At 45.8% G+C, this 22,619-nt stretch carries 17 protein-coding genes; 12 read left to right on the top strand and 5 right to left on the bottom strand.

The features are described from left to right. The first annotated feature begins 12 nt into the window (after nucleotides 1–12). The 5 genes from fusA (at nucleotide 13) to J8Z23_RS14495 (ending at nucleotide 6,029) form a co-directional block, all read left to right on the top strand. Complete coding sequence (gene fusA / locus J8Z23_RS14515; RefSeq protein ID WP_005397643.1) at nucleotides 13–2,112, top strand: elongation factor G; 2,100 nt, start codon at nucleotides 13–15, stop codon at nucleotides 2,110–2,112. Nucleotides 2,113–2,265: 153 nt separating this feature from the next. Continuing rightward, a complete protein-coding gene (gene tuf, locus J8Z23_RS14510; RefSeq protein ID WP_012841343.1) occupies nucleotides 2,266–3,450 on the top strand; it encodes an elongation factor Tu in 1,185 nt (394 codons plus the stop codon). A gap of 331 nt (nucleotides 3,451–3,781) precedes the next feature. After that, a complete protein-coding gene (locus J8Z23_RS14505) occupies nucleotides 3,782–3,970 on the top strand; it encodes a (2Fe-2S)-binding protein (protein WP_031780493.1) in 189 nt (62 codons plus the stop codon). Nucleotides 3,971–4,071: 101 nt separating this feature from the next. After that, nucleotides 4,072–4,548, top strand: coding sequence for a bacterioferritin (gene bfr, locus J8Z23_RS14500; RefSeq protein ID WP_005395745.1), 477 nt, complete (start codon nucleotides 4,072–4,074; stop codon nucleotides 4,546–4,548). Between the two features lie 203 nt (nucleotides 4,549–4,751). After that, entirely contained in the window at nucleotides 4,752–6,029 is a 1,278-nt protein-coding gene (locus J8Z23_RS14495; RefSeq protein WP_006742766.1) for a malic enzyme-like NAD(P)-binding protein, read from the top strand. A gap of 113 nt (nucleotides 6,030–6,142) precedes the next feature. Here the strand turns inward: J8Z23_RS14495 and metJ are convergent, their stop codons facing one another. Then, the gene (gene metJ / locus J8Z23_RS14490; RefSeq protein WP_005381353.1) at nucleotides 6,143–6,463 is read right to left on the bottom strand and encodes a met regulon transcriptional regulator MetJ; all 321 of its coding nucleotides are present in this window, start codon (nucleotides 6,461–6,463) and stop codon (nucleotides 6,143–6,145) included. 225 nt (nucleotides 6,464–6,688) lie between these two features. Between metJ and J8Z23_RS14485 the strand changes: the two genes are divergently transcribed. The 3 genes from J8Z23_RS14485 to metF all read left to right on the top strand — a co-directional run bounded on the left by J8Z23_RS14485 (nucleotide 6,689) and on the right by metF (nucleotide 11,437). After that, entirely contained in the window at nucleotides 6,689–7,852 is a 1,164-nt protein-coding gene (locus tag J8Z23_RS14485) for an O-succinylhomoserine (thiol)-lyase (RefSeq protein ID WP_114324092.1), read from the top strand. Between the two features lie 12 nt (nucleotides 7,853–7,864). Beyond that, the gene (locus tag J8Z23_RS14480; RefSeq protein ID WP_164667092.1) at nucleotides 7,865–10,273 is read left to right on the top strand and encodes a bifunctional aspartate kinase/homoserine dehydrogenase II; all 2,409 of its coding nucleotides are present in this window, start codon (nucleotides 7,865–7,867) and stop codon (nucleotides 10,271–10,273) included. Nucleotides 10,274–10,534: 261 nt separating this feature from the next. Beyond that, nucleotides 10,535–11,437, top strand: coding sequence for a methylenetetrahydrofolate reductase (gene metF / locus J8Z23_RS14475; RefSeq protein WP_046874624.1), 903 nt, complete (start codon nucleotides 10,535–10,537; stop codon nucleotides 11,435–11,437). A 70-nt stretch (nucleotides 11,438–11,507) separates the two neighbouring features. Here the strand turns inward: metF and J8Z23_RS14470 are convergent, their stop codons facing one another. The 3 genes from J8Z23_RS14470 to argE all read right to left on the bottom strand — a co-directional run bounded on the left by J8Z23_RS14470 (nucleotide 11,508) and on the right by argE (nucleotide 16,515). Beyond that, a complete protein-coding gene (locus J8Z23_RS14470) occupies nucleotides 11,508–12,047 on the bottom strand; it encodes a PadR family transcriptional regulator (RefSeq protein WP_005395734.1) in 540 nt (179 codons plus the stop codon). 425 nt (nucleotides 12,048–12,472) lie between these two features. Then, nucleotides 12,473–15,106 carry a phosphoenolpyruvate carboxylase gene (gene ppc, locus J8Z23_RS14465; protein WP_012841346.1) on the bottom strand — a complete coding sequence of 878 codons (2,634 nt, stop codon included), beginning with the start codon at nucleotides 15,104–15,106 and terminating at the stop codon, nucleotides 12,473–12,475. Nucleotides 15,107–15,378: 272 nt separating this feature from the next. Further along, entirely contained in the window at nucleotides 15,379–16,515 is a 1,137-nt protein-coding gene (argE, locus tag J8Z23_RS14460) for an acetylornithine deacetylase (protein ID WP_434634045.1), read from the bottom strand. Between the two features lie 144 nt (nucleotides 16,516–16,659). Here argE and argC point away from each other — a divergent pair, with 144 nt between their 5' ends. The 4 genes from argC (at nucleotide 16,660) to argH (ending at nucleotide 21,904) form a co-directional block, all read left to right on the top strand. Then, entirely contained in the window at nucleotides 16,660–17,664 is a 1,005-nt protein-coding gene (gene argC, locus J8Z23_RS14455; protein ID WP_268854063.1) for an N-acetyl-gamma-glutamyl-phosphate reductase, read from the top strand. A 21-nt stretch (nucleotides 17,665–17,685) separates the two neighbouring features. After that, a complete protein-coding gene (gene argB / locus J8Z23_RS14450) occupies nucleotides 17,686–18,477 on the top strand; it encodes an acetylglutamate kinase (protein ID WP_434634042.1) in 792 nt (263 codons plus the stop codon). Nucleotides 18,478–18,561: 84 nt separating this feature from the next. Beyond that, complete coding sequence (locus J8Z23_RS14445) at nucleotides 18,562–19,776, top strand: argininosuccinate synthase (protein ID WP_017821738.1); 1,215 nt, start codon at nucleotides 18,562–18,564, stop codon at nucleotides 19,774–19,776. Nucleotides 19,777–20,029: 253 nt separating this feature from the next. Next, complete coding sequence (gene argH / locus J8Z23_RS14440; RefSeq protein ID WP_104971008.1) at nucleotides 20,030–21,904, top strand: argininosuccinate lyase; 1,875 nt, start codon at nucleotides 20,030–20,032, stop codon at nucleotides 21,902–21,904. Between the two features lie 206 nt (nucleotides 21,905–22,110). Here argH and J8Z23_RS14435 read toward each other — a convergent pair whose 3' ends face one another. Further along, nucleotides 22,111–22,380 carry a DUF3624 domain-containing protein gene (locus J8Z23_RS14435; RefSeq protein WP_012841349.1) on the bottom strand — a complete coding sequence of 90 codons (270 nt, stop codon included), beginning with the start codon at nucleotides 22,378–22,380 and terminating at the stop codon, nucleotides 22,111–22,113. Nucleotides 22,381–22,619 lie beyond the last annotated feature (239 nt).

The raw sequence follows: 22,619 nt of genomic DNA, 5'->3' as shown, positions 1-22,619 counted from the left end.
GAGGATACAATCGTGGCTCGTAAAACTCCTATTGAGCGCTACCGTAATATCGGTATCTGTGCTCACGTAGATGCAGGAAAAACAACCACAACTGAGCGTATTCTGTTCTACACTGGCCTTTCTCACAAAATCGGCGAAGTTCACGATGGTGCAGCAACCATGGACTGGATGGAGCAGGAGCAGGAACGTGGTATCACTATCACATCCGCTGCGACTACTACATTCTGGCGTGGTATGGAAGCACAGTTCCCTGAGCATCGCGTAAACATCATTGATACCCCTGGACACGTTGACTTTACTATCGAAGTAGAGCGTTCTCTTCGTGTACTTGATGGTGCTGTGGTTGTGTTCTGTGGCTCATCTGGTGTTGAACCTCAGTCTGAAACTGTATGGCGTCAAGCAGACAAATACCACGTTCCACGTTTGGTATTTGTAAACAAGATGGACCGTGCGGGCGCAGACTTCCTACGCGTTGTGGACCAAATTAAAAATCGTCTTGGTGCGAACCCTGTTCCAATCCAACTGAACGTTGGTGCAGAAGATGAGTTCAGAGGTGTCATCGACCTTATCAAGATGAAGATGATCAACTGGAATGAAGCCGATCAAGGCACTTCGTTTACTTACGAAGACATCCCAGCTGACATGATCGAACTTGCTGAAGAGTGGCGCAACCACATGGTTGAATCTGCTGCTGAAGCTAGCGAAGAGCTGATGGACAAGTACCTTGAAGAAGGTGAATTGACTGAAGCTGAGCTCAAACAAGCTCTACGTACTCGTACACTAAACAACGAAATCGTACTGGCCACTTGTGGTAGTGCGTTTAAGAACAAAGGTGTTCAAGCGGTACTAGATGCTGTGATCGAGTTCTTGCCATCGCCAGTTGACGTACCTGCAATTAAAGGTGTTGACGAAAGAGAAAATGAAGTTGAGCGTCACGCTGACGACAACGAACCATTCTCTGCGCTAGCATTTAAGATCGCGACTGACCCATTCGTGGGTACGCTAACGTTCATGCGTGTTTACTCTGGTGTAGTAAACTCCGGCGACGCTGTTTACAACTCTGTAAAAGAGAAGAAAGAGCGTTTCGGTCGTATCGTTCAGATGCATGCGAATAAGCGTGAAGAAGTAAAAGAAGTTCGCGCTGGTGATATCGCTGCTGCTATCGGTCTGAAAGACGTAACAACAGGTGACACACTGTGTGATCAGAACCACAAAGTGATTCTAGAGCGCATGGAGTTCCCTGAACCAGTTATTCAGATTGCTGTAGAACCTCGTTCTAAGGCAGACCAAGAGAAAATGGCTATCGCGCTAGGTAAACTGGCTGCGGAAGATCCATCATTCCGCGTGGAAACGGACGACGAATCAGGTCAGACTCTGATCTCAGGTATGGGTGAACTTCACCTAGACATTATCGTTGATCGTATGAAGCGTGAATTCAGCGTTGATTGTAACGTTGGTAAACCTCAGGTTGCTTACCGTGAAACCATTCGTGGTAAAGCGGAAGTTGAAGGTAAGTTTGTTCGTCAATCAGGTGGTCGTGGTCAATACGGTCATGTGTGGGTCAAACTTGAGCCTTCTGAACCTGGAGAAGGTTTCGTATTCGTAGACGAAATCGTGGGTGGTGTGATTCCTAAGGAATACATCAGTTCGGTATCGAAAGGTATTGAGGAACAAATGAATAGTGGTGTTCTAGCGGGTTACCCTGTACTAGATATTAAAGCTACACTATTTGATGGTTCTTACCACGATGTAGACTCAAGCGAGATGGCGTTTAAGATCGCTGGCTCGATGGCATTCAAGAAAGGTGCACTAGAAGCACAACCTGTGATTCTAGAACCAATGATGAATGTCGAAGTAACCACTCCGGAAGACTGGATGGGTGACGTTGTTGGTGACCTAAACCGTCGTCGCGGTATCATTGAAGGCATGGACGAAGGTGTGGCTGGTCTTAAGATCATCCGTGCTCAAGTACCACTATCTGAAATGTTCGGTTACGCAACTGATCTACGTTCTGCAACTCAAGGCCGTGCGTCTTACTCTATGGAGTTTCACGAGTACGCTGAAGTGCCGAAAAACTTCGCAGATAAAATTATTGCAGAGCGTGGTTACTAATTGACGATTGAACTACAAAAAGTTTACGACTTTTTGCGAGATCAGGGCGTCCAAATATTGCGCTAACGGGCGTTGGCGCATAAAATAACAATTTCTGGCGCGTCGTCGATCAATAATGATCACGACGAATCATAACTAGGAAGGAACACGATCGTGTCTAAAGAAAAATTTGAACGTACGAAACCGCACGTTAACGTTGGTACTATCGGCCACGTTGACCACGGTAAAACAACTCTAACTGCAGCTATCTGTACTACTCTTGCTAAAGTTTACGGCGGTGTAGCTAAAGACTTCGCATCTATCGATAACGCTCCAGAAGAGCGTGAGCGCGGTATCACAATCGCAACTTCTCACGTTGAGTACGACACTCCAACTCGTCACTACGCACACGTTGACTGTCCAGGACACGCGGACTACGTTAAAAACATGATCACTGGTGCTGCACAGATGGACGGTGGTATCCTAGTTGTTGCTGCGACAGATGGCCCAATGCCACAAACTCGTGAGCACATCCTACTAGGCCGTCAGGTTGGTATCCCATACATCATCGTATTCATGAACAAATGTGACATGGTTGACGATGAAGAGCTACTAGAACTAGTAGAAATGGAAGTTCGTGAACTTCTATCTGAATACGATTTCCCAGGTGATGACCTACCAGTTATCCAAGGTTCTGCACTAGGCGCACTAAACGGCGAAGAGCAGTGGGAAGCGAAAATCGTTGAACTAGCTGAAGCTCTAGATACTTACATCCCTGAGCCAGAGCGTGCGGTAGATCAGCCATTCCTAATGCCTATCGAAGACGTATTCTCAATCCAAGGTCGTGGTACAGTAGTAACTGGCCGTATCGAGCGTGGTATCCTAACTGTAGGTGACGAAGTTGCTATCGTAGGTATCAAAGACACTACTACTACTACATGTACTGGTGTTGAGATGTTCCGTAAGCTTCTAGACGAAGGCCGTGCAGGTGAGAACGTTGGTGCACTTCTACGTGGTACTAAGCGTGACGAAGTTGAACGTGGTCAAGTACTAGCGAAGCCTGGTTCAATCACTCCACACACTAAGTTCGAATCAGAAGTATACGTACTGTCTAAAGATGAAGGTGGTCGTCACACTCCATTCTTCAAAGGCTACCGTCCACAGTTCTACTTCCGTACAACTGACGTAACTGGTGACATCCAGCTACCAGAAGGCGTAGAAATGGTAATGCCAGGTGACAACGTACAGATGACTGTTGAGCTAATCGCACCAATCGCAATGGACGAAGGTCTACGTTTCGCGATCCGTGAAGGTGGCCGTACAGTAGGTGCTGGTGTTGTTGCTAAGATCTTCGACTAATTCATAACGAATTAAACGAAATCTTGCACTCTTCTTCTTTATGAAGAAAGCGCATCGAGAAAGGGAAGCTTAGGCTTCCCTTTTTTATATCTAAATTATATTTGGTTATAAGTGTTCGTAGGAAATACGTTAATTTTTTAATTTAAAAACAGAATATTACCGGCTATATTTTTCAACACCTTTGGTCGTAACACCTAACTCTCTGATCTTGGCCTACTGTCACCAAATCTATATAACAAAATATTCTGAGCAGACCTATCAATGCGACTGGTAACAAGAATTATTCTTGTTTATATTGGTTGCTACAGGTTAATTTAATAGGTTTTTGAGTATGTACGTTTGTCTTTGCCATGGGGTCTCCGACAAGAAAATTAGGAAGTTGGCGATAGATGAAGGCGTAACGGATATTAAAGGAATCAAAAAATGCACAGCATTGGGTAGCCAATGTGGTAAGTGCATCAGACAGGCCAAGGATATTTTAGCGGAAACCAGTTACACGGTATTCAAACAAGCTAGCTAATTACTGTGAGCATGCAGTAATTAAGTAATTATTTGCCTAGCGTTTTGACACCTTCTCATTTGCTTCTACATTTAAATGAAGCTAAAGAGGAGGTTTTTGTCATGAAAGGCGATCCAATCATCATCCAACATCTCAATAAAGTGCTCGGAAATGAGCTCATCGCTATTAATCAGTATTTTCTTCATGCTCGAATGTATAAGGACTGGGGGTTAAAGCACCTAGCAGATAAGGAATATCACGAATCTATCGATGAGATGAAACATGCCGATCATCTGATTGAGCGTATTTTGTTTCTTGAGGGCTTACCGAATCTACAAGATTTAGGCAAGTTGATGATAGGTGAAGACACTAAAGAAATGCTCGAGTGTGACTTAAAGCTTGAAATGGCCGCCATTCCAGATTTAAAAGATGCGATTGCCTATGCTGAAGACATTCGAGACTATGTGTCTCGCGATCTGTTTCAAGATATTCTTGAAGATGAAGAAGAGCATGTTGACTGGCTAGAGACGCAACTTGGCTTGATTGAAATGTCTGGCATTGAGAACTACCTCCAAGCGCAATACGTAGACGAAGAGTAATAACGTCCAGGATTTTGCGCACTTCAATTGTAAGAAGAAAAGAGCACCTGACTCGAAAATCAGGTGCTTATCCCCGCTATCTGGTCTAATCTCTTTTATTATCGGCTTTTTAAGGATATTGCTCGCAATCTTGCCTATGAAGTTTGATTTCTATCCGATAGAATTTATGCCCCCTTACCTAAAAATAAAAAAGAGAAACGTCCATGTCTGAAGACAATCGCCAAGCAGCCACTCCAGAAGAAGAACATCGCCAAAAAGCATTGGATTACCATGCTTATCCAACTCCAGGGAAGATTGCTGTCGAATTGACAAAGCCTGCGGAAACGGCGGGTGATCTTGCCCTTGCTTACAGCCCTGGTGTTGCAGAACCAGTGCGTGAAATCGCACAAAACCCTGATAACGTGTACAAGTACACAGCGAAAGGCAACATGGTTGCTGTTATTTCTAACGGTACCGCTATCCTGGGTCTAGGTAACCTAGGTCCACTTGCATCTAAGCCAGTGATGGAAGGTAAAGCGTTACTGTTTAAACGTTTTGCTGGCCTTGACTCGATTGATATTGAAGTTAAGCACCGCACGATCGATGAATTTGTTGATACTGTCGCAAGCATTGCAGACACCTTTGGTGGTATCAACCTTGAAGATATTAAAGCACCAGATTGCTTTGAGATTGAAAAGCGTTTAATTGAGCGTTGTGATGTACCAGTATTCCACGATGATCAGCACGGTACTGCGATTGTAACGGCGGCAGGCATGCTGAACGCGATCGAACTTCAAGGTAAGAAGCTTGAAGACTCAACGATCGTTTGTCTTGGCGCTGGCGCTGCAGCTGTTGCGTGTATGGAGCTGCTGATTAAATGTGGTGCAATGCGCGAAAAAATTTACATGCTGGATCGTAAAGGTGTGATCCACACTCGTCGTGATGATCTTAATGAATACAAGCAGCTATTCGCAAACAACACGGACAAACGCACATTAGAAGATGTGATTGAAGGCGCGGATCTGTTCCTAGGTGTATCTGGTCCAAACCTATTGCCAGCGGAAGCGTTGAAGCTGATGGCAGATAAGCCAATCGTATTTGCATGTTCGAATCCAGATCCTGAAATTAAGCCGGAACTTGCCCACGCTGTTCGTGATGATTTGATCATGGGGACTGGCCGTAGTGATTACCCGAACCAAGTAAACAACGTATTATGTTTCCCATTCATCTTCCGTGGTGCTCTTGATGTGCGCGCAAGTGAAATCAATGATGAAATGAAACTTGCAGCCGTTGAGGCGATTCGTGAGCTAGCAAAAGAGCCTGTACCTGAAACTGTATTGAAGGCCGCAGGCGTCGATAAGCTTGAGTTTGGTGCAGACTACATCATTCCAAAACCAATGGACTCACGTTTACTACCACGTGTTGCAAAAGCTGTGGCTCAGGCGGCAGTTGATTCAGGTGTTGCTCGTATCGAGATGCCTGAAAACTACATGGCAGAGTAATATATCTATTAGATGTGATGTACAAAAAATGGGACGCAATCGCGTCCCATTTTTTATATCATTCTTTTGGCTCGAGATAAGAATTGCTATCTGAAGCCTCCAGCCTCGCTTTTTTACTCTTCGTCAAACGACTCAAATTCGATGCCCATTTCCGTCATCAGTGCTTTTACTTCTGTTGGAATATCATCTGGACGGTCTTTACGAAGGTCTTCATCTGTTGGAAGTGGCTGACCTGTATACGCGTGCAAAAATGCTTCGCATAGTAATTCACTATTGGTTGCATGGCGTAAGTTATTGATCTGACGGCGAGTACGCTCATCAGTTAGCACTTTTAAAACTTTTAGCGGGATAGAGACGGTAATTTTTTTTACTTGTTCGCTTTTTTTGCCGTGCTCTGCATATGGGCTAATGTATTCGCCATTCCAGTCAGCCATTGCACACCTTCATTTATGTAATCGGTTAAAAATAATTTAGGTGCTGATTTTAGCTGCATTTACCGCCATAAGCAAAGACATATAGACGTCTAGAAGTGTTGACGTCTCATTTTTTGACGAGTAAAGTGAACAGAACAGCAAAGGAAGCGTGTTGATCACTTTATTTTACTCATTAGATATAGCGCATTCCTATTTAGAAGTCATTACCCGTGAAAGGATACACCCATGAGCTCTCGCAAACCTGCGACCATTGCAGTACGCACTGGTATTGAATCAGACAGCCAATATCACGCTGTCGTTCCACCTATTTATCTTTCCACTAACTATGGTTTTCCTGCTTTTGGTGAAGTACCTAAGTATGATTACACGCGATCTGGAAATCCAAACCGCGGACTGTTGGAAAGTGCGTTATCTGAACTCGAGTCTGGAAAAGGAGCGGTTGTCACGAACTGCGGTACGTCGGCATTAAATTTATGGGTGTCCGCTTTTCTTGGCCCTGATGATCTCATTATTGCTCCTCACGATTGTTATGGCGGCACCTATCGTCTTTTTAATACCCGAGCCAACAAAGGCGATTTTAAGGTTCAGTTTGTCGATCAATCAGACGAGCAAGCTTTGGATGCAGCATTAGCACAGAAACCAAAACTCATTTTGCTAGAAACTCCGTCAAACCCTCTGGTTCGCGTAGTGGATATTGCAGCTACCTGTGAAAAAGCGAAACAAGTCGGCGCGTTAGTTGCGGTGGACAATACCTTTTTGACACCCGTGTACCAAAAACCTTTAGAGCTAGGTGCGGATTTTGTTATCCACTCCACAACGAAGTACATCAACGGTCATTCAGACGTGATTGGTGGCGTGATCATCACCAAAACAGAAGCGCATGCAGAAGAGCTTGCATGGTGGGGAAATTGCATTGGTGCGACTGGCACACCTTTCGATAGTTATATGACGTTGCGAGGCATTCGTACACTTGGTGCTCGCATGCGAGTGCATGAAGAGAGTTCACAGCAGGTACTGGCTTATCTCCAGAAGCAAGCGTTAGTTAAAACCATTTATCATCCAAGCCTGCCGGAGCACCCAGGTCATGACATTGCTAAAAAGCAGCAAACGGGCTTTGGCTCTATGCTGAGCTTTGAGTTTGCCGGTTCGTTTGAGCAGTTAAAAGTGTTCGTTAAAGAGCTCCAACTGTTTTCATTGGCTGAGTCATTAGGTGGAGTTGAAAGCTTGATTTGTCATCCGGCATCCATGACGCATCGCGCTATGGGAGAGGAAGCACTGGCAGAAGCGGGGGTGTCGCATCAACTATTGCGTTTGTCTGTCGGCTTGGAAGATGCACAAGATCTCATCACAGATTTAGAGCAAGCATTCGCTAAAGCTGCCCAACAATAGGAGACGATAATAATGACTTTACAACGTCAGCTGCATAAGTTTGGTGGCAGTAGCTTAGCAAACCCAGAATGCTATTTACGCGTTGTGGATATTCTTAAGGAGTATTCGACGGAAAATGATCTTGTGGTCGTCTCGGCGGCAGGAAAAACCACTAACCGCTTGATTGAGTTCCTGGAAGGGTTAGACAAAGATGGCCGAATCGCGCATGAAGCACTTCAAAGCCTAAGGCAGTTCCAAACGGAGCTAATAGAAAACTTGTTGGAAAATGAAGTACAAGAAGAGCTATTAGCGTTACTGCATGATGAGTTCAGTACCTTATCTGAGCTGACAGCACCACTCACTGGCGCGCAAAAAGCCGCGGTACTAGGACACGGAGAAGTTTGGTCTGCTCGCCTATTGGCCGCGTTATTATCTCAACGTTCTATCCCCGCTGTTGCACAAGATGCACGAGCGTTTTTACGTGCGGAAGCCGGGACTCAACCTGAAGTTGATCGCGCTCGTTCATATCCTTTGATAAAAGAAGTTCTCGCGCAACACAATCATAAACGTGTGGTAATTACTGGCTTTATGGCTCAGAACGAGGCGGGCGAAACCATTTTACTTGGTCGTAATGGCTCTGACTATTCTGCAACTGTCATTGGTGCTCTGGCTGAAGTGAGCACGGTCACCATTTGGAGTGACGTTGCCGGTGTCTATAGTGCCGATCCGCGTTTGGTGGCAGACGCGTGTCTGTTACCGTTACTTCGATTGGATGAAGCCAGCGAACTCGCCCGTTTAGCCGCCCCAGTCCTACACAGTCGTACACTTCAGCCTGTGGCGCAAAGTACTATGGATCTCAACCTCAAGTGTAGCTATCTGCCGGAATCGGGCTCTACTCGTATTGAGCGTGTCTTAGCGTCTGGCCGTGGCGCTAAAATTATTACCTCGCTGGATGATGTTTTATTGGTGCAGCTGTCTTTCATGCATGGGCACGACTTCGAAAAAACACAGAATGATGTATTACAAGCGTTGCAGCGAGCGCAATTGGAGCCATTGGCATTTGAGGCACAGCCCGATCAACACACGTTGCGCTTGGCGTATACCGCAGAAATTGCCGGTGGCGCACTGAAACACTTACAAGAGCTTGCGGTTGAAGCGGAGATTAAGCTCAAAGAAGGCTACTCTCTCTTAGCGGCGGTAGGCGCTGGCGTTACGAAAAACGCCAACCATTGTTTTGGTTTTTATCAGAAGTTAAAACACTCTCCGGTTGAATTTATTTCTGAAACTGAGTCGGGGCTGAGTTTAGTCGCCGTTTTGCGTCGTACTGATACCGAAGTGTTGGTTCAAACGATTCATAGCCAGTTGTTCCAAGCGCAAAAGCGCGTGGCGGTGGCTTTATGTGGCAAGGGCAACATTGGTTCTAGTTGGTTAAATTTATTTGCAACTCAAAAAGGTGAGCTCGAAAAACGTCATGGCATGAGCTTCGACCTTGTCGCGGTCGTGGATAGTCAAACCTACTGGTTCGATGAGCAAGGTATTGATGCAGCAAGTGTTGCTGAACGATTTGATGATGAAAGCCTAGCAAACGATGGGTCTTGGTTGACTCAATTAGGAGCGCTAAAAAATTACGATGAAGCCGTAGTGCTTGATGTGACAGCGAGTAAAGACTTAGCTCAGCGCTATGTAGAAATTGCGCAGCAGGGCATTCATTTGATTTCCGCTAACAAAGTGGCGGGTTCGGCAGATAGTCAGTATTACCATCAGGTTCAAGATGCATTCGCTAAAATTGGTCGTTATTGGCTGTACAACGCGACGGTTGGTGCAGGGTTACCAATAAACCATACCGTGCGAGATCTACGTGAAAGTGGGGATGAGATCGTTGCTCTATCGGGTATTTTCTCAGGGACGTTATCATGGTTATTCCAACAATTTGACGGCTCAGTACCATTTAATGATTTAGTCGACCTCGCTTGGCAGCAAGGTTTAACAGAGCCTGATCCTCGTTCTGATTTAGATGGTTCAGATGTGATGCGTAAGCTGGTTATCTTAGCTCGAGAGTCTGGTCTCGATATTGAGCCGGGCAGCGTTAAGGTTGAATCTCTGGTACCAGAAGAATTAAGAAAACTTAGCATCGATGACTTCTTCGATAACGGAGGGCTGTTGAGTGAAATACTGCAAGAGCGCCTGACAAAAGCACAGAGAAACGACCAAGTGCTTCGCTACGTTGCTCGTTTAGAAAAAAATGGTAAAGCGACGGTGGGAGTAGAAGCGTTATCTCGTGAACATGCGCTCGCCAACCTACTGCCGTGCGACAACATTTTTGCCATTGAAAGTAAGTGGTACAAAGATAACCCACTCGTTATTCGAGGGCCTGGCGCAGGAAGAGAAGTGACAGCCGGCGCGATTCAATCCGACCTCAACCGATTAGCCGGTTTATTCTAAAGTTGCGAGATACCTAAAACCCTGGAACCCGACCAGGGTTTTTTATTTTGCCTTCAGTGCCATACTGAAGTATCGGCTTGTGATAAGTGGTGAAATAACGTTCAAGTAATAACTTGAACTATCCTCATTATTAACTTGAGAAAAATTCATAATTACAAGGTTGACATTAAATCGTATTCAATACATTCTGTAGACATATAGACGTCTAAACGTCGATTTAAGGAATTTGTTTTCGTGGCGGAGTGCCACAGGGAGAGTAAGATGGGATACACGCACGCAGGCCATATTGACGCCTTGAACCAGAATATTGCTGAGTTGTCAGACAACATCAATGTATCATTTGAGTTTTTTCCACCAAGCAGCGCTAAGATGGAAGAGACACTCTGGAATTCAGTGCACCGTCTTAAAACGCTCCAACCTAAATTTGTTTCTGTGACTTACGGCGCGAACTCTGGCGAGCGTGACAGAACGCACTCCATCATTAAAGAAATCAAAGCAACAACCGGATTGGTTGCTGCTCCTCACCTCACTTGTATTGATGCGACTCGCGAAGAGTTGATTAATATTGCCGATGATTACTGGAATAATGGCATTGAAAATATCGTTGCTCTGCGTGGTGATATTCCTCCTGGTGGCGGTGCGCCTGACATGTATGCCTCGGATCTGGTTGAGCTGCTGAAATCACGTCACGATTTTGATATCTCAGTAGCCGCATTTCCTGAGGTTCACCCTGAAGCTAAAAGTGCGCAGTCTGACTTATTGAACCTAAAACGTAAGGTAGATGCAGGTGCAAACCGTGCAATTACTCAGTTCTTTTTTGACGTCGAGTCTTACCTTCGTTTCCGCGATCGCTGTGTGGCGGCAGGAATTGATGTGGAAATTGTCCCTGGTATTTTGCCAGTGTCGAACTTTAAGCAAGCCTCTCGTTTTGCTGCGCAGAACAATGTGAAAGTACCAGGCTGGATGAGTAAACAGTTCGAAGGCTTGGATGATGATCCGGTGACTCGTCAGCTTGTGGGAGCAAGCCAAGCTATTGATATGGTGCGCGTACTTAGTCGTGAAGGCGTTAAGGATTTCCACTTCTACACCCTAAACCGTGCAGAGATGACTTACGCTTTATGTCATACGCTAGGCGTTCGTCCTCGCGCTGCAGTAGGTGCATAAATCGGGTTTCAAAAAGACAAAAGGCTTGCCGAGTGGCAAGCCTTTTTCGTTGTATCAAAGTAAAAGGAAATTAACCAATCACTTCAAGTTCTGTTAGGACTTCTTCAGCCCACGTGATCCACGTTTCACGTAACAGTAGGTTACGACGAAGCGTTAAACGCTCTAGGCGAGCTTGTTTGTCTAAAGTTGACGGCGTTGCGTAGTAAGCCGCTTCAATTTCTTTGTAGTGAGAAACCAGTTTGCGAGACTCTTCAACCAGTTCGGCGAGTTGATCACGGAAAGGTGTTGATGGTTGAACGGCACATGCCATCAATTTCGCTGAAAATTCATCACGAACAGTCGGGTGTGCAGTTGGTTGATCAAACCATTCTCCTAAAGCGCTGCGACCAGCATCTGTGATGGAGTAAACCTTACGGTCTGGTTTGCCTTCTTGGGGTTCTAATACGCAAGTAACCAGCTCTTTCTCGGCCATTTTATTGAGTTCACGGTACACTTGTTGGTGGCTTGCTTTCCAGAAGTAACCGATGCTAGCAGAGAATTCTTTAGTGATATCGTAACCGGTTGCGTCGCGAGTGCTAAGAACAGTTAAGATTACGTGTGGTAATGACATGTCTTCAATCCAAATGGTCAATAAACTTGTAAACAAGCTACTTATACTTTCAGCTGTGCTCTTTCTGGCACTTGAGTTTTTTAATGTATAAGTAGCACCAACAATGTTGGTCCTGTCACCTTAAAGCCGTTTATCACCTAGAGAGATGGGGAGTCCCATCATGGCTGGAGCAGGTATGATTGGATTTATGAGCTCTCAGCAGGCAAGTAGTATATAAATAATAAGCATGAAGTGGAATAGTAGGACAAAATTACCCTAAAAAACTAACATAATAATCAATAGTGTTAACTTGTGGTTTTTTATTCTTTTTGTGTGGTAATTTTTGGGTTTTTTATAGTTTATTAAACTGCCCTTTGGTTGCGCAATTATCCAGCGCCAAAAAAAAGCTGAGCACTTGCTCAGCTTTTTTATTACAAATGAAGCGATTAGCCTGTGTTGCGCATGCCAGCTGCAATACCAGCAATTGTCACCATTAGCGCTTCTTCTAGGTTTGCAGATGCTTCTTCGGTTTGGCGTGTACGGTATAGCAACTCGGCTTGTAGCATGTTCAATGGCTCAACGTAGATGTTGCGCAAGCGAATCGATTCGAGTCCCCAAGGGTCATGCTGCATCAAGTTTTCGTTGTTCTCTACATTCAGTACTGCTTTGATATCTTCTTGAAGCTGAGCGCGAAGCTTTTCACCGAGTGGACGGAGTGATTCATCCACCAATCGCTCATCGTAATAGCGAGAAATATCGATATTACACTTCGAGTACACCATTTCTAGCATGCCAAGGCGAGTGGAGAAGAACGGCCATTCACGACACATCTCTTCGAGCAGCGCTTGGTGACCTTTATCGATCGAGTATTGAATCGCTTCACCCGCACCTAACCATGCTGGAAGTACCAAACGATTTTGGCTCCACGAGAAGATCCACGGGATTGCACGTAAGCTTTCCACTCCGCCCTTCGGGTTACGTTTTGCAGGACGAGAGCCAAGTGGCAACTTACCGAGCTCGAGCTCTGGTGTCGCTTGACGGAAGTAAGGCACAAAGTCAGGCTCGCCGCGAACTACGTTGCGATAAGACTCGCAGCTAACTTCTGATAGCACTTCCATTAAGTCGCGCCATTCTTGTTTTGGCTCTGGTGGTGGCAATAGGTTGGCTTCTAGAATCGCGCTCGCGTAAAGGTTAAAACTGTTTACGGCGACATCTGGAAGGCCCAGTTTAAAGCGGATCATCTCGCCCTGTTCTGTTACGCGCAAACCACCTTTCAAGCTTTTTGGTGGTTGAGACAGAAGTGCTGCGTGTGCTGGTGCGCCGCCGCGGCCTACTGTACCGCCACGACCGTGGAATAGAGTCAGTTCAACACCTTCTTCTTCCGCCACTTTTACTAACGATTCCATCGCATGGTACTGAGCCCAGCCTGCAGACATGACACCCGCATCTTTCGCTGAGTCAGAGTAACCAATCATGACCATTTGGTGGTTTTGGATAAAGCCACGGTATAGGTCGATACCCATCAGCTGTTTGATGACCGATTCTGCATTGTTCAAGTCGTCTAGTGTCTCGAATAATGGGCAAACATCCATACGATATGGGCAGCCAGCTTCTTGCAGAAGTAGGTGGACTGCTAACACATCCGATGCAGTGCGTGCCATAGAAATTACGTAGGCACCGAATGCTTCACGCGGTTGTGCTGCAATAATCTTACAGGTGTCCAAAACCTCTTTGACAGGTTCTGATGGTTCCCAATCACGAGGCAGAAGAGGACGCTTAGATGCGAGTTCGTTGGTTAGGAAAGCAATCTTATCTTGCTCGCTCCATTGTTCGTAATCACCAATGCCTAAGTAGCGGGTTAATTCAGACAATACGTCTGAATGACGCGTGCTCTCTTGGCGGATATCAAGGCGAACAAGATGAATACCAAATGCTTTTACGCGGCGCAATGTATCCAGTAGAGAGCCATTTGCGATCACACCCATGCCACATTCATTTAGCGACTGGTAACAGGCATACAGAGGTTCCCAAAGTTGCTCGACTTTTTGCAACGGAGCTTTAACGGCCAGTTTTTGACCATGGATCTTAGCATCGAGAATATCTTTGGTTTCATTCAACAGGGTGCGAAGCTGTTTTAAGATAGCGCGGTATGGTTCGTGTTGATCTTCGCCAGCAAGTTCACGAACTTGATCGTTTGAAACCGTCATAGACAGTTCACTGATCAACTCATTGATGTCATTGAGATAAAGATCTGCGGCTTTCCAACGAGACAGAAGCAATACTTCACGCGTCACGCTATGAGTGACGAACGGGTTACCGTCGCGGTCACCCCCCATCCAAGAAGAGAAGTGCACAGGGCGAGCATCAATTGGTAAACCTTCACCCAAGTAAGATTTCAAGCGATCGTGCATTTCACGTAAGAAGTCTGGCACCGCTTCCCATAGTGAGTTTTCAACGACTGCAAAACCCCATTTTGCTTCATCCAGCGGAGTAGGGCGCTGTTGTCGAATTACGTCTGAATGCCAGCTTTGCGCGATCAGTTGCTCTAAACGACGCTCGGTTTTCTTGCGCTCTTTAGAAGAAAGATCACTCAGTTCCAACTTTGATAAGCACTCGTTGATCTTGACCAACTTGTTGATCATCGTGCGACGCGTGATTTCCGTTGGGTGAGCCGTCAATACCAATTCAATATTCAGATCACGAACCGCTTGCGCAGTGTCCAGTTTGCTCACATCGTTTTGTACCAGTTTAGAAAACAGCGAGTTAATCGCGTCTGGTTCACAAATGTGCTCTTCACAATGGCGTGAAATCGTGTGGTATTGCTCAGCAATATTGGTGAGATTTAGAAATTGGTTAAACGCACGGGTAACGGGCGTTAGTTGCTCATCAGGTAAATGTTTGATTTCTTCGATCAAGCTATCCCTGTCTGCTTGATTTCCTGCTTGAGCTGATTTGGATAATTTACGAATGGTTTCCACTTTCTCGAAGATTTCTTCGCCATGGGCATCGCGAATGGTGTTACCCAATAAGTGGCCTAACATGCGCACATTACTTTTGAGTGCGGCGTATTTCTCGTTCATTGTCGTCCTGCCTCGTAAAAAAACTACATCCATTGTCCTTGTTAAGACTCCAATCTAGCGAAAAGCACCAGTTATAGTCAAATAAAGCAGACTAAGTTTGCAATTATTCCGCTGTCTCCTGATTTAGAGCAAATTTACGGCAGCTGTAGAATAAGAAGTGAAAATTAATTACAAAATAACAAGTTAAAGAAGTGTTAAGGCTAGCGCTAAATTGTGAAGATAAAAAGATGCAGCTCAATCGAGCTGCACTGACTTTTGAGTTTATTCGCGTATTAACAGCAATACTTGACCATTGCCTTTGAAAGCACATCAATTGTGGGATCGATAAAATCAAATGAGAGAAACTCATCCGGTTGGTGCGCTTGGTCAATTGAACCCGGGCCAAGAACTAAGGTTGGACAGAGCTGTTGTAAGAAGGGCGCCTCAGTACAGTAGTTCACGGTTTCTGAACTGGTTTGGCAGATCTCTTCAACACCACCGATAAATGGGTGGTCATGTTGGCATTCGTAACCCGGAATTGGTTCATGTAACGGAATTATCTCCAAGCGTCCAGGCCACTTTGTTTCGACTTCTTTTAATGCTCCGCGCAGCATATTTTCTAGGCCATCCAGGCTGATCCCTGGTAGCGGGCGAACATCATAGTGCAGCTCACAGCAACCACAAATACGGTTAGCGCTGTCACCGCCGTGAATGTGTCCAAGGTTTAGGGTAGGGCTTGGAATGGCAAAACCCGGGTGGTGGTATTCTTTCACCAATTTATCGCGCAGTTGCATCATGGCAAACATCACTTCATGCATGATCTCAATCGCGTTAACGCCTAAGGCAGGATCGGATGAATGGCCTGACTTACCCGTGACCCGAATTGCATTCGCCACATGACCTTTGTGGCCGCGAATAGGAACGAGGCTGGTAGGCTCACCAATAATGCAGTAATCCGGCTTAAAAGGGGCGTTTACGGTGAAATGTCGTGCACCCAACATGGTGGTTTCTTCGTCACAAGTGGCTAACACGTATAGCGGCTTGGTTTGTTTGCTCCAGTCGACTTTTTTGACGGCTTCGTAAATAAAAGCAAAAAAGCCTTTCATGTCTGCCGTGCCTAAACCGTAAAAGCGATTGTCTTTTTCAGTCAGCTTATGTGGATCAAAGTTCCATCGCCCTTGATCGAATGGCACGGTATCACTGTGGCCAGCAAGTAAAAGGCCGCCTTCACCCTCTCCCATACGCGCGATCATATTGTGCTTGCCTGGCTCCACCTCGATCACTTCAACGTTGAAGCCCAGATCTTTAAACCAAGATGCGAGTTTTTCGATGACTTTTGCATTGCCCTGATCCCAGCTCGGATCCGTGGAGCTGATAGAAGAGGTGCTGATGAGTCCTTCATAGACCTCTAGAAAAGTTGGTAATTGCATGGATTCTTCAAATCTCCTGTTGACAGACAGACCACAAAAATGTAAAACACATATTAAATCATATTTAATGAATAAAAAATCAAAATAAAGCAAAAATTAAATATGAATAGTCATTTGAGCCTTTAAGTATATGGATGTCACACAATGCTAAAAACCACGATTATTGGAGCCAGCGGTTACACCGGCGCAGAGTTAGCGTTAATGGTTAATAAACACCCACAACTCACGCTATCAGGTTTATACGTTTCCGCCAACAGTGTTGATGCAGGAAAGAATATTGCGCAGCTGCACGGTAAGTTAGCAGGTATCATTGATATGCCGGTCTCGCCACTAACGGATCCACTGCAAATCGCTCAAGAATCGGATGTGGTGTTTTTCGCAACGGCTCATGAGGTGAGCCACGATCTAGCCCCAACTTTCTTGGAGGCAGGCTGTCAGGTATTCGATTTATCGGGGGCATTCCGCGTCCAAAGTGAAGGTTTTTACAACACCTTTTATGGCTTCGAGCATCAACATAATAACTGGCTAGATAAAGCTGCATACGGCTTAGCAGAGTGGAACCAGGAATCAATTCAAACTGCTCCCTTAGTTGCTGTAGCAGGTTGCTACCCGACTGCTTCGCAGTTAGCCATCAAACCTCTACTCGAAAATGCATTAGTGGATACCAATCAATGGCCTGTCATTAACGCGACCAGCGGTGTGTCCGGAGCTGGGCGTAAAGCTTCTATGGTGAACAGTTTCTGTGAAGTGAGCTTGCAACCTTATGGTGTATTTACTCATCGTCACCAACCAGAAATTGCTCAGCACTTAGGTTGCGATGTGATTTTTACTCCGCACTTAGGCAACTTTAAACGCGGCATTCTTGCCACTATCACGATGAAGCTAGCATCAGGCGTTACAGAGCAACAAGTCGCTCAAGCATTTGAACAAGCTTATCTAGGAAAGCCAGCCGTGCGTTTAAAAGGCGATGGCATTCCACGTATTCAGGATGTCGAAAATACCCCTTTCTGCGATATCGGCTGGAAGGTACAAGGCGAACACATCATTGTGATTTCAGCCATCGACAATCTACTCAAAGGTGCATCAAGTCAAGCGATGCAATGTCTCAATATTCATTATGGTTACCCAGAACTGACAGCGTTGCTGTAGTCGTTGAAAGAGGGAAATGCGATGACGCAAACCAATCAAGCTCCTTTAGTCATTAAGCTAGGCGGTGCTGCTCTATCTTGCACTCAAACCTTAAGCCAACTTTTTGGTGCCATTGCGGCTTACCAAAAATCGGCACAGCGACAAATCGCCATCGTTCATGGCGGTGGCTACCTAGTTGATGAGTTGATGGCAAAGCTTCAGCTTGAAACCGTAAAGAAAAACGGTTTACGCGTAACGCCTTACGATCAAATTCCGGTGATTGCAGGCGCGCTTGCAGGTACCGCAAACAAGCTGCTTCAAGGTCAAGCGATTGCGGATGGTCTTAACGCTGTGGGTCTTAGCCTTGCGGATGGTGGTTTGTGTCTTGTTGAAGAACTTGACCCAGAACTCGGCGCGGTAGGCAAAGCATCACCGGGTGACTCAGCACTATTACAAGCGGTGCTAAACACAGGTGCACTGCCGATCATCAGTTCAATTGGTTTAACCAAAGATGGCCAGATGATGAATGTGAATGCTGATCAAGCAGCAGTCGCGGTTGCGGGCGCATTAGATGCGGAGTTGGTCCTGTTATCAGACGTGAGTGGTGTACTCGATGGCAAAGGGCATTTGATCAAAACCCTGTCAGAGCAGCAAGCTAACTCGTTGATCGATGGACATGTGATCACCGATGGCATGATCGTCAAAGTGAAAGCTGCTTTGGAGGCGGCCAATGATCTTGGTCGTCCTATCGAAGTCGCGACCTGGCGTTACCCAGAAAAATTAGTACAGCTATTCGCTGGTGAAAGTATTGGAACGCAATTCTTGCCTCAATAAGCATCAGCAAAAGAATTCAATATTAGGAAGTCGTAGTTGGCACTGACCGCCGAGCGCAGCGCCAGTTAAGTTTGGAGAAAAAACATGAGCAAAGTGAACGTAAATAAAGTGGTAGTCGCATACTCAGGCGGTCTAGATACTTCAGTAATTATCCCGTGGCTAAAAGAGAACTACGACTGTGAAGTCGTTGCTTTCGTTGCCGATGTTGGTCAAGGTGCCGAAGAGCTAGAAGGCATTGAAGCGAAAGCAAAAGCCTCTGGTGCTTCTGAGTGCTACATCGCTGACTTGAAAGAAGAAATGGTCGCAGACTACATTTACCCAACGCTAAAAACTGGCGCGTACTACGAAGGTAAGTACCTGCTAGGTACATCAATGGCGCGTCCAATCATTGCCAAAGCGCAGGTTGAAGTGGCACGTAAAGTGGGCGCGGACGCTCTGTGTCATGGCTGTACAGGTAAAGGTAACGACCAAGTACGTTTTGAAGGTGCATTCGCAGCACTAGCACCAGACTTACAAGTGATTGCACCTTGGCGTGAGTGGGACCTAGTGAGCCGTGAAGAGTGTTTGGATTACCTCGCTGAGCGTAATATTCCTTGCTCTGCGTCTCTTACTAAGATCTATTCACGTGATGCAAACGCATGGCACATTTCGACGGAAGGCGGCGTTTTAGAAGATACGTGGAACGCACCAAACGAAGACTGCTGGGTGTGGACTGTCGACCCAGAGCAAGCGCCAAATGAAGCGGAATACGTCACGCTGAAAGTAGAAAAAGGTGAAGTGGTCGAAGTTGATGGTGAAGCGATGACACCATACAACGCACTGGTTTACCTAAACGAGAAGGGCGCTAAGCACGGTGTTGGCCGTATCGATATCGTGGAAAACCGTCTTGTTGGAATGAAGTCTCGTGGTTGCTATGAAACACCGGGAGGCACCATCATGATGGAAGCGCTGCGTGCCGTTGAACAGCTCGTGCTAGACAAATCATCATTCGAATTCCGTGAAGAGCTGGGGCTAAAAGCGTCTCACCTTGTGTACGATGGTCGTTGGTTTACGCCGCTATGTAAGTCGATCCTTGCCGCTTCAGAAGAGCTAGCGCAAGACGTGAATGGTGAAGTGGTTGTTAAGCTCTACAAAGGCCAAGCCACGGTAACGCAAAAACGTTCTGACAACAGCTTGTACTCAGAAGAGTTCGCGACTTTTGGTGAAGATGAGGTTTACGACCAAAGCCATGCGGGTGGTTTCATCCGTCTTTACTCGCTATCAAGCCGTATCCGTGCGTTGAACAGCCAGAAGAAATAATCTCTCCACATCTCGGATTGAGTAAAGACCTGCTATTGGATAGCAGGTCTTTTTTGTTGGCTTACGTCTATGAGCACAAAGATGCAAATGCATCCCGCTTGAATATATATGTAAAAATATTGAATTTATACTTTATTTTTTGTCGAAATTGCCGTAACGTTGACCCATAAGAAAAAGTGAGCAAATGACCATCAAATTGGTTACTACTCATTCGAGAACGTTAGAGTAAGCAATAGTCATCAGGAGAAACGCAATGGCATTATGGGGCGGAAGATTTACCCAAGCGGCAGACACTAGATTTAAAGAGTTTAACGATTCGTTGCGTTTTGACTACCGATTGGCTGAGCAAGACATCGTAGGTTCAATCGCATGGTCTAAAGCTCTGCTTTCTGTAGATGTTCTATCGGCAGAAGAACAGCAAAAGCTGGAACTTGCTTTAAACGAGCTGAAGTTAGAAGTGATGGAAGATCCTCATCAAATTCTTCGCTCAGATGCAGAAGATATCCACTCTTGGGTTGAACAGCAGCTGATTAGTAAAGTGGGAGATTTAGGCAAAAAACTCCACACTGGGCGTTCTCGTAATGACCAAGTAGCGACAGACCTAAAACTTTGGTGTCGTCAGCAAGGCCAGCAACTGTTGATTGCTTTAGATCGTCTGCAAGCACAAATGGTTCATGTTGCTAAGCAGCACCAAGGCACAGTATTGCCTGGCTATACTCATCTTCAGCGCGCTCAACCTGTCACCTTTGCTCACTGGTGTTTGGCTTATGTTGAAATGTTCGAGCGTGACTACTCTCGTCTGAATGATGCCTTACAGCGCCTCGACACTTGTCCACTTGGTTCGGGTGCTTTAGCTGGCACGGCTTATCCGATTGATCGTGAACAATTAGCTCATAACCTTGGTTTCCACCGCGCTACGCGTAATTCACTCGATTCGGTTTCGGATCGTGATCATGTGATGGAACTGATGTCGGTGGCCTCGATTTCTATGTTGCACCTTTCTCGTCTTGCAGAAGATATGATCTTCTACAACTCAGGGGAGTCTAACTTTATTGAGTTAGCGGATACGGTGACGTCTGGTTCGTCATTGATGCCACAGAAGAAAAATCCGGATGCACTTGAGTTGATCCGTGGTAAGACAGGGCGTGTCTATGGCGCATTATCGAGCATGATGATGACAGTGAAAGCCCTACCATTGGCGTACAACAAAGACATGCAAGAAGATAAAGAAGGGTTGTTTGATGCGTTAGACACATGGAATGATTGCATGGAAATGGCAGCGCTGTGTTTTGATGGCATTAAAGTGAATGGTGAGCGTACGCTTGAAGCTGCGAAGCAAGGGTATGCGAACGCGACTGAGTTAGCTGATTACTTAGTGGCGAAAGGCATCCCATTCCGTGAGGCGCACCATATTGTGGGCGTAGCGGTGGTAGGGGCAATTGACAAAGGTTGTGCGCTGGAAGAATTGTCTCTGCAAGAGCTAAAAGCCTTCTCTGAGGTGATTGAAGATGATGTGTATGACATTCTGACAATAGAGTCTTGTTTGGAAAAACGTTGTGCGCTGGGTGGCGTTTCGCCTCACCAAGTCGCTTATGCGGTAGAGCAAGCGGATAAACGTCTGAGCCAGCGTGACAGCTCGGCAGTGAAAGTGCGTCCTGCACGTTTGACGGACATTGAAACACTAGAGGGCATGGTGGCTTATTGGGCGAACCTCGGTGAGAATCTACCCCGCTCTCGTAATGAGCTCGTGAGAGATATTGGCTCCTTCGCGGTGGCTGAGCATCATGGTGAAGTGACAGGTTGCGCTTCTCTATATGTGTATGACTCAGGGTTGGCTGAAATACGCTCTCTTGGTATCGAAGCGGGCTGGCAAGGTCAAGGACAGGGCAGTGCAATCGTAAATCACTTGGTTGAGAAAGCACGTCAAATGGCGATAAAGAAGGTCTTTGTCCTCACTCGAACGCCAGAGTTCTTTATGAAGCAGAGCTTCTTACCAACATCGAAGTCGCTGTTGCCAGAAAAAGTCTTGAAAGATTGCGATCAGTGTCCACGTCAGCACGCGTGTGATGAAGTGGCGCTAGAGATCAATTTAATGGAGCAAGTGATCCAAAAATCGCATGTGGCATGAGCTGAAATTTCGGAGTGATTTTATTAGCATTCAATGACATAGTTATTTTCTGATTCACTTACATCAGTATTTGCTAAAAAAATCGAAAAAATTTGGAACCTTTGAGAGGAAGCTCGGTCTATTAAAGTACCACTGCTTTTTCTTAGAAGAATCTAAGAGAGCCCCAGAACTGATATTGGTTTTGGGGCTTTTTTCTATCTGCCACTTTACTCTTTTTTATCCGTCTCTTTTCGTCCTCGCCGACGTTGCCACGGCAAGATGACAAAACGCATCCATAAGTGCAAAAACAATAAAATATTGAAAGCGAAACCAGCAAAGATCAAAGCGATCGACTCGATGCTTTGTGGATCATCTTTGAACGCAAACCACCACACAATCCAGCACAGTACCGAAAGCACCGTTAACTGATCCAAGCATCGTTGGCAACGCCCAAGCTTTTTCCAAAACCAATGTTCCTCGCAGCGGCGACAAGTCATAGTGTTTTCCAAGGCATCAGTGTTGCTTCAGATTATATACCCAACACAAAGAGAGAAAGCGTTTTTTGTCGCAGCTTAGAGCGCAGGAACACAACCAAAAATGGAAAGTTAGCTTTGTAGAGCTTATGTGGCACGTGATTGATGTATGGTTCGCTGTCAGTCTTTAATAGGAAAAATAATCATGTCGACAGAATTGAAATTTGCACTGAGTATCGCTGGTGGTTTTTTTACGATCGGTG

The sequence above is a fragment of the Vibrio sp. SCSIO 43086 genome, assembly GCF_051132235.1.
In the GTDB taxonomy this organism is placed as follows: Bacteria; Pseudomonadota; Gammaproteobacteria; order Enterobacterales; family Vibrionaceae; genus Vibrio; species Vibrio diabolicus.
This window is presented reverse-complemented; position numbering and strand designations above follow the sequence as displayed.

What these genes read in the sequence shown, in the direction of transcription:
- metJ (WP_005381353.1), bottom strand. Translation starts at nt 6,463, where the DNA reads ATGGCTGACTGGAATGGCGAATACATTAGCCCATATGCAGAGCACGGC.
- argE (WP_434634045.1), bottom strand. Translation starts at nt 16,515, where the DNA reads ATGCAATTACCAACTTTTCTAGAGGTCTATGAAGGACTCATCAGCACC.
- argH (WP_104971008.1), top strand. Translation starts at nt 20,030, where the DNA reads ATGGCATTATGGGGCGGAAGATTTACCCAAGCGGCAGACACTAGATTT.
- argB (WP_434634042.1), top strand. Translation starts at nt 17,686, where the DNA reads ATGACGCAAACCAATCAAGCTCCTTTAGTCATTAAGCTAGGCGGTGCT.
- J8Z23_RS14435 (WP_012841349.1), bottom strand. Translation starts at nt 22,380, where the DNA reads ATGACTTGTCGCCGCTGCGAGGAACATTGGTTTTGGAAAAAGCTTGGG.
- bfr (WP_005395745.1), top strand. Translation starts at nt 4,072, where the DNA reads ATGAAAGGCGATCCAATCATCATCCAACATCTCAATAAAGTGCTCGGA.
- metF (WP_046874624.1), top strand. Translation starts at nt 10,535, where the DNA reads ATGGGATACACGCACGCAGGCCATATTGACGCCTTGAACCAGAATATT.
- J8Z23_RS14445 (WP_017821738.1), top strand. Translation starts at nt 18,562, where the DNA reads ATGAGCAAAGTGAACGTAAATAAAGTGGTAGTCGCATACTCAGGCGGT.
- J8Z23_RS14470 (WP_005395734.1), bottom strand. Translation starts at nt 12,047, where the DNA reads ATGTCATTACCACACGTAATCTTAACTGTTCTTAGCACTCGCGACGCA.
- ppc (WP_012841346.1), bottom strand. Translation starts at nt 15,106, where the DNA reads ATGAACGAGAAATACGCCGCACTCAAAAGTAATGTGCGCATGTTAGGC.
- J8Z23_RS14495 (WP_006742766.1), top strand. Translation starts at nt 4,752, where the DNA reads ATGTCTGAAGACAATCGCCAAGCAGCCACTCCAGAAGAAGAACATCGC.
- J8Z23_RS14505 (WP_031780493.1), top strand. Translation starts at nt 3,782, where the DNA reads ATGTACGTTTGTCTTTGCCATGGGGTCTCCGACAAGAAAATTAGGAAG.
- J8Z23_RS14485 (WP_114324092.1), top strand. Translation starts at nt 6,689, where the DNA reads ATGAGCTCTCGCAAACCTGCGACCATTGCAGTACGCACTGGTATTGAA.
- J8Z23_RS14480 (WP_164667092.1), top strand. Translation starts at nt 7,865, where the DNA reads ATGACTTTACAACGTCAGCTGCATAAGTTTGGTGGCAGTAGCTTAGCA.
- argC (WP_268854063.1), top strand. Translation starts at nt 16,660, where the DNA reads ATGCTAAAAACCACGATTATTGGAGCCAGCGGTTACACCGGCGCAGAG.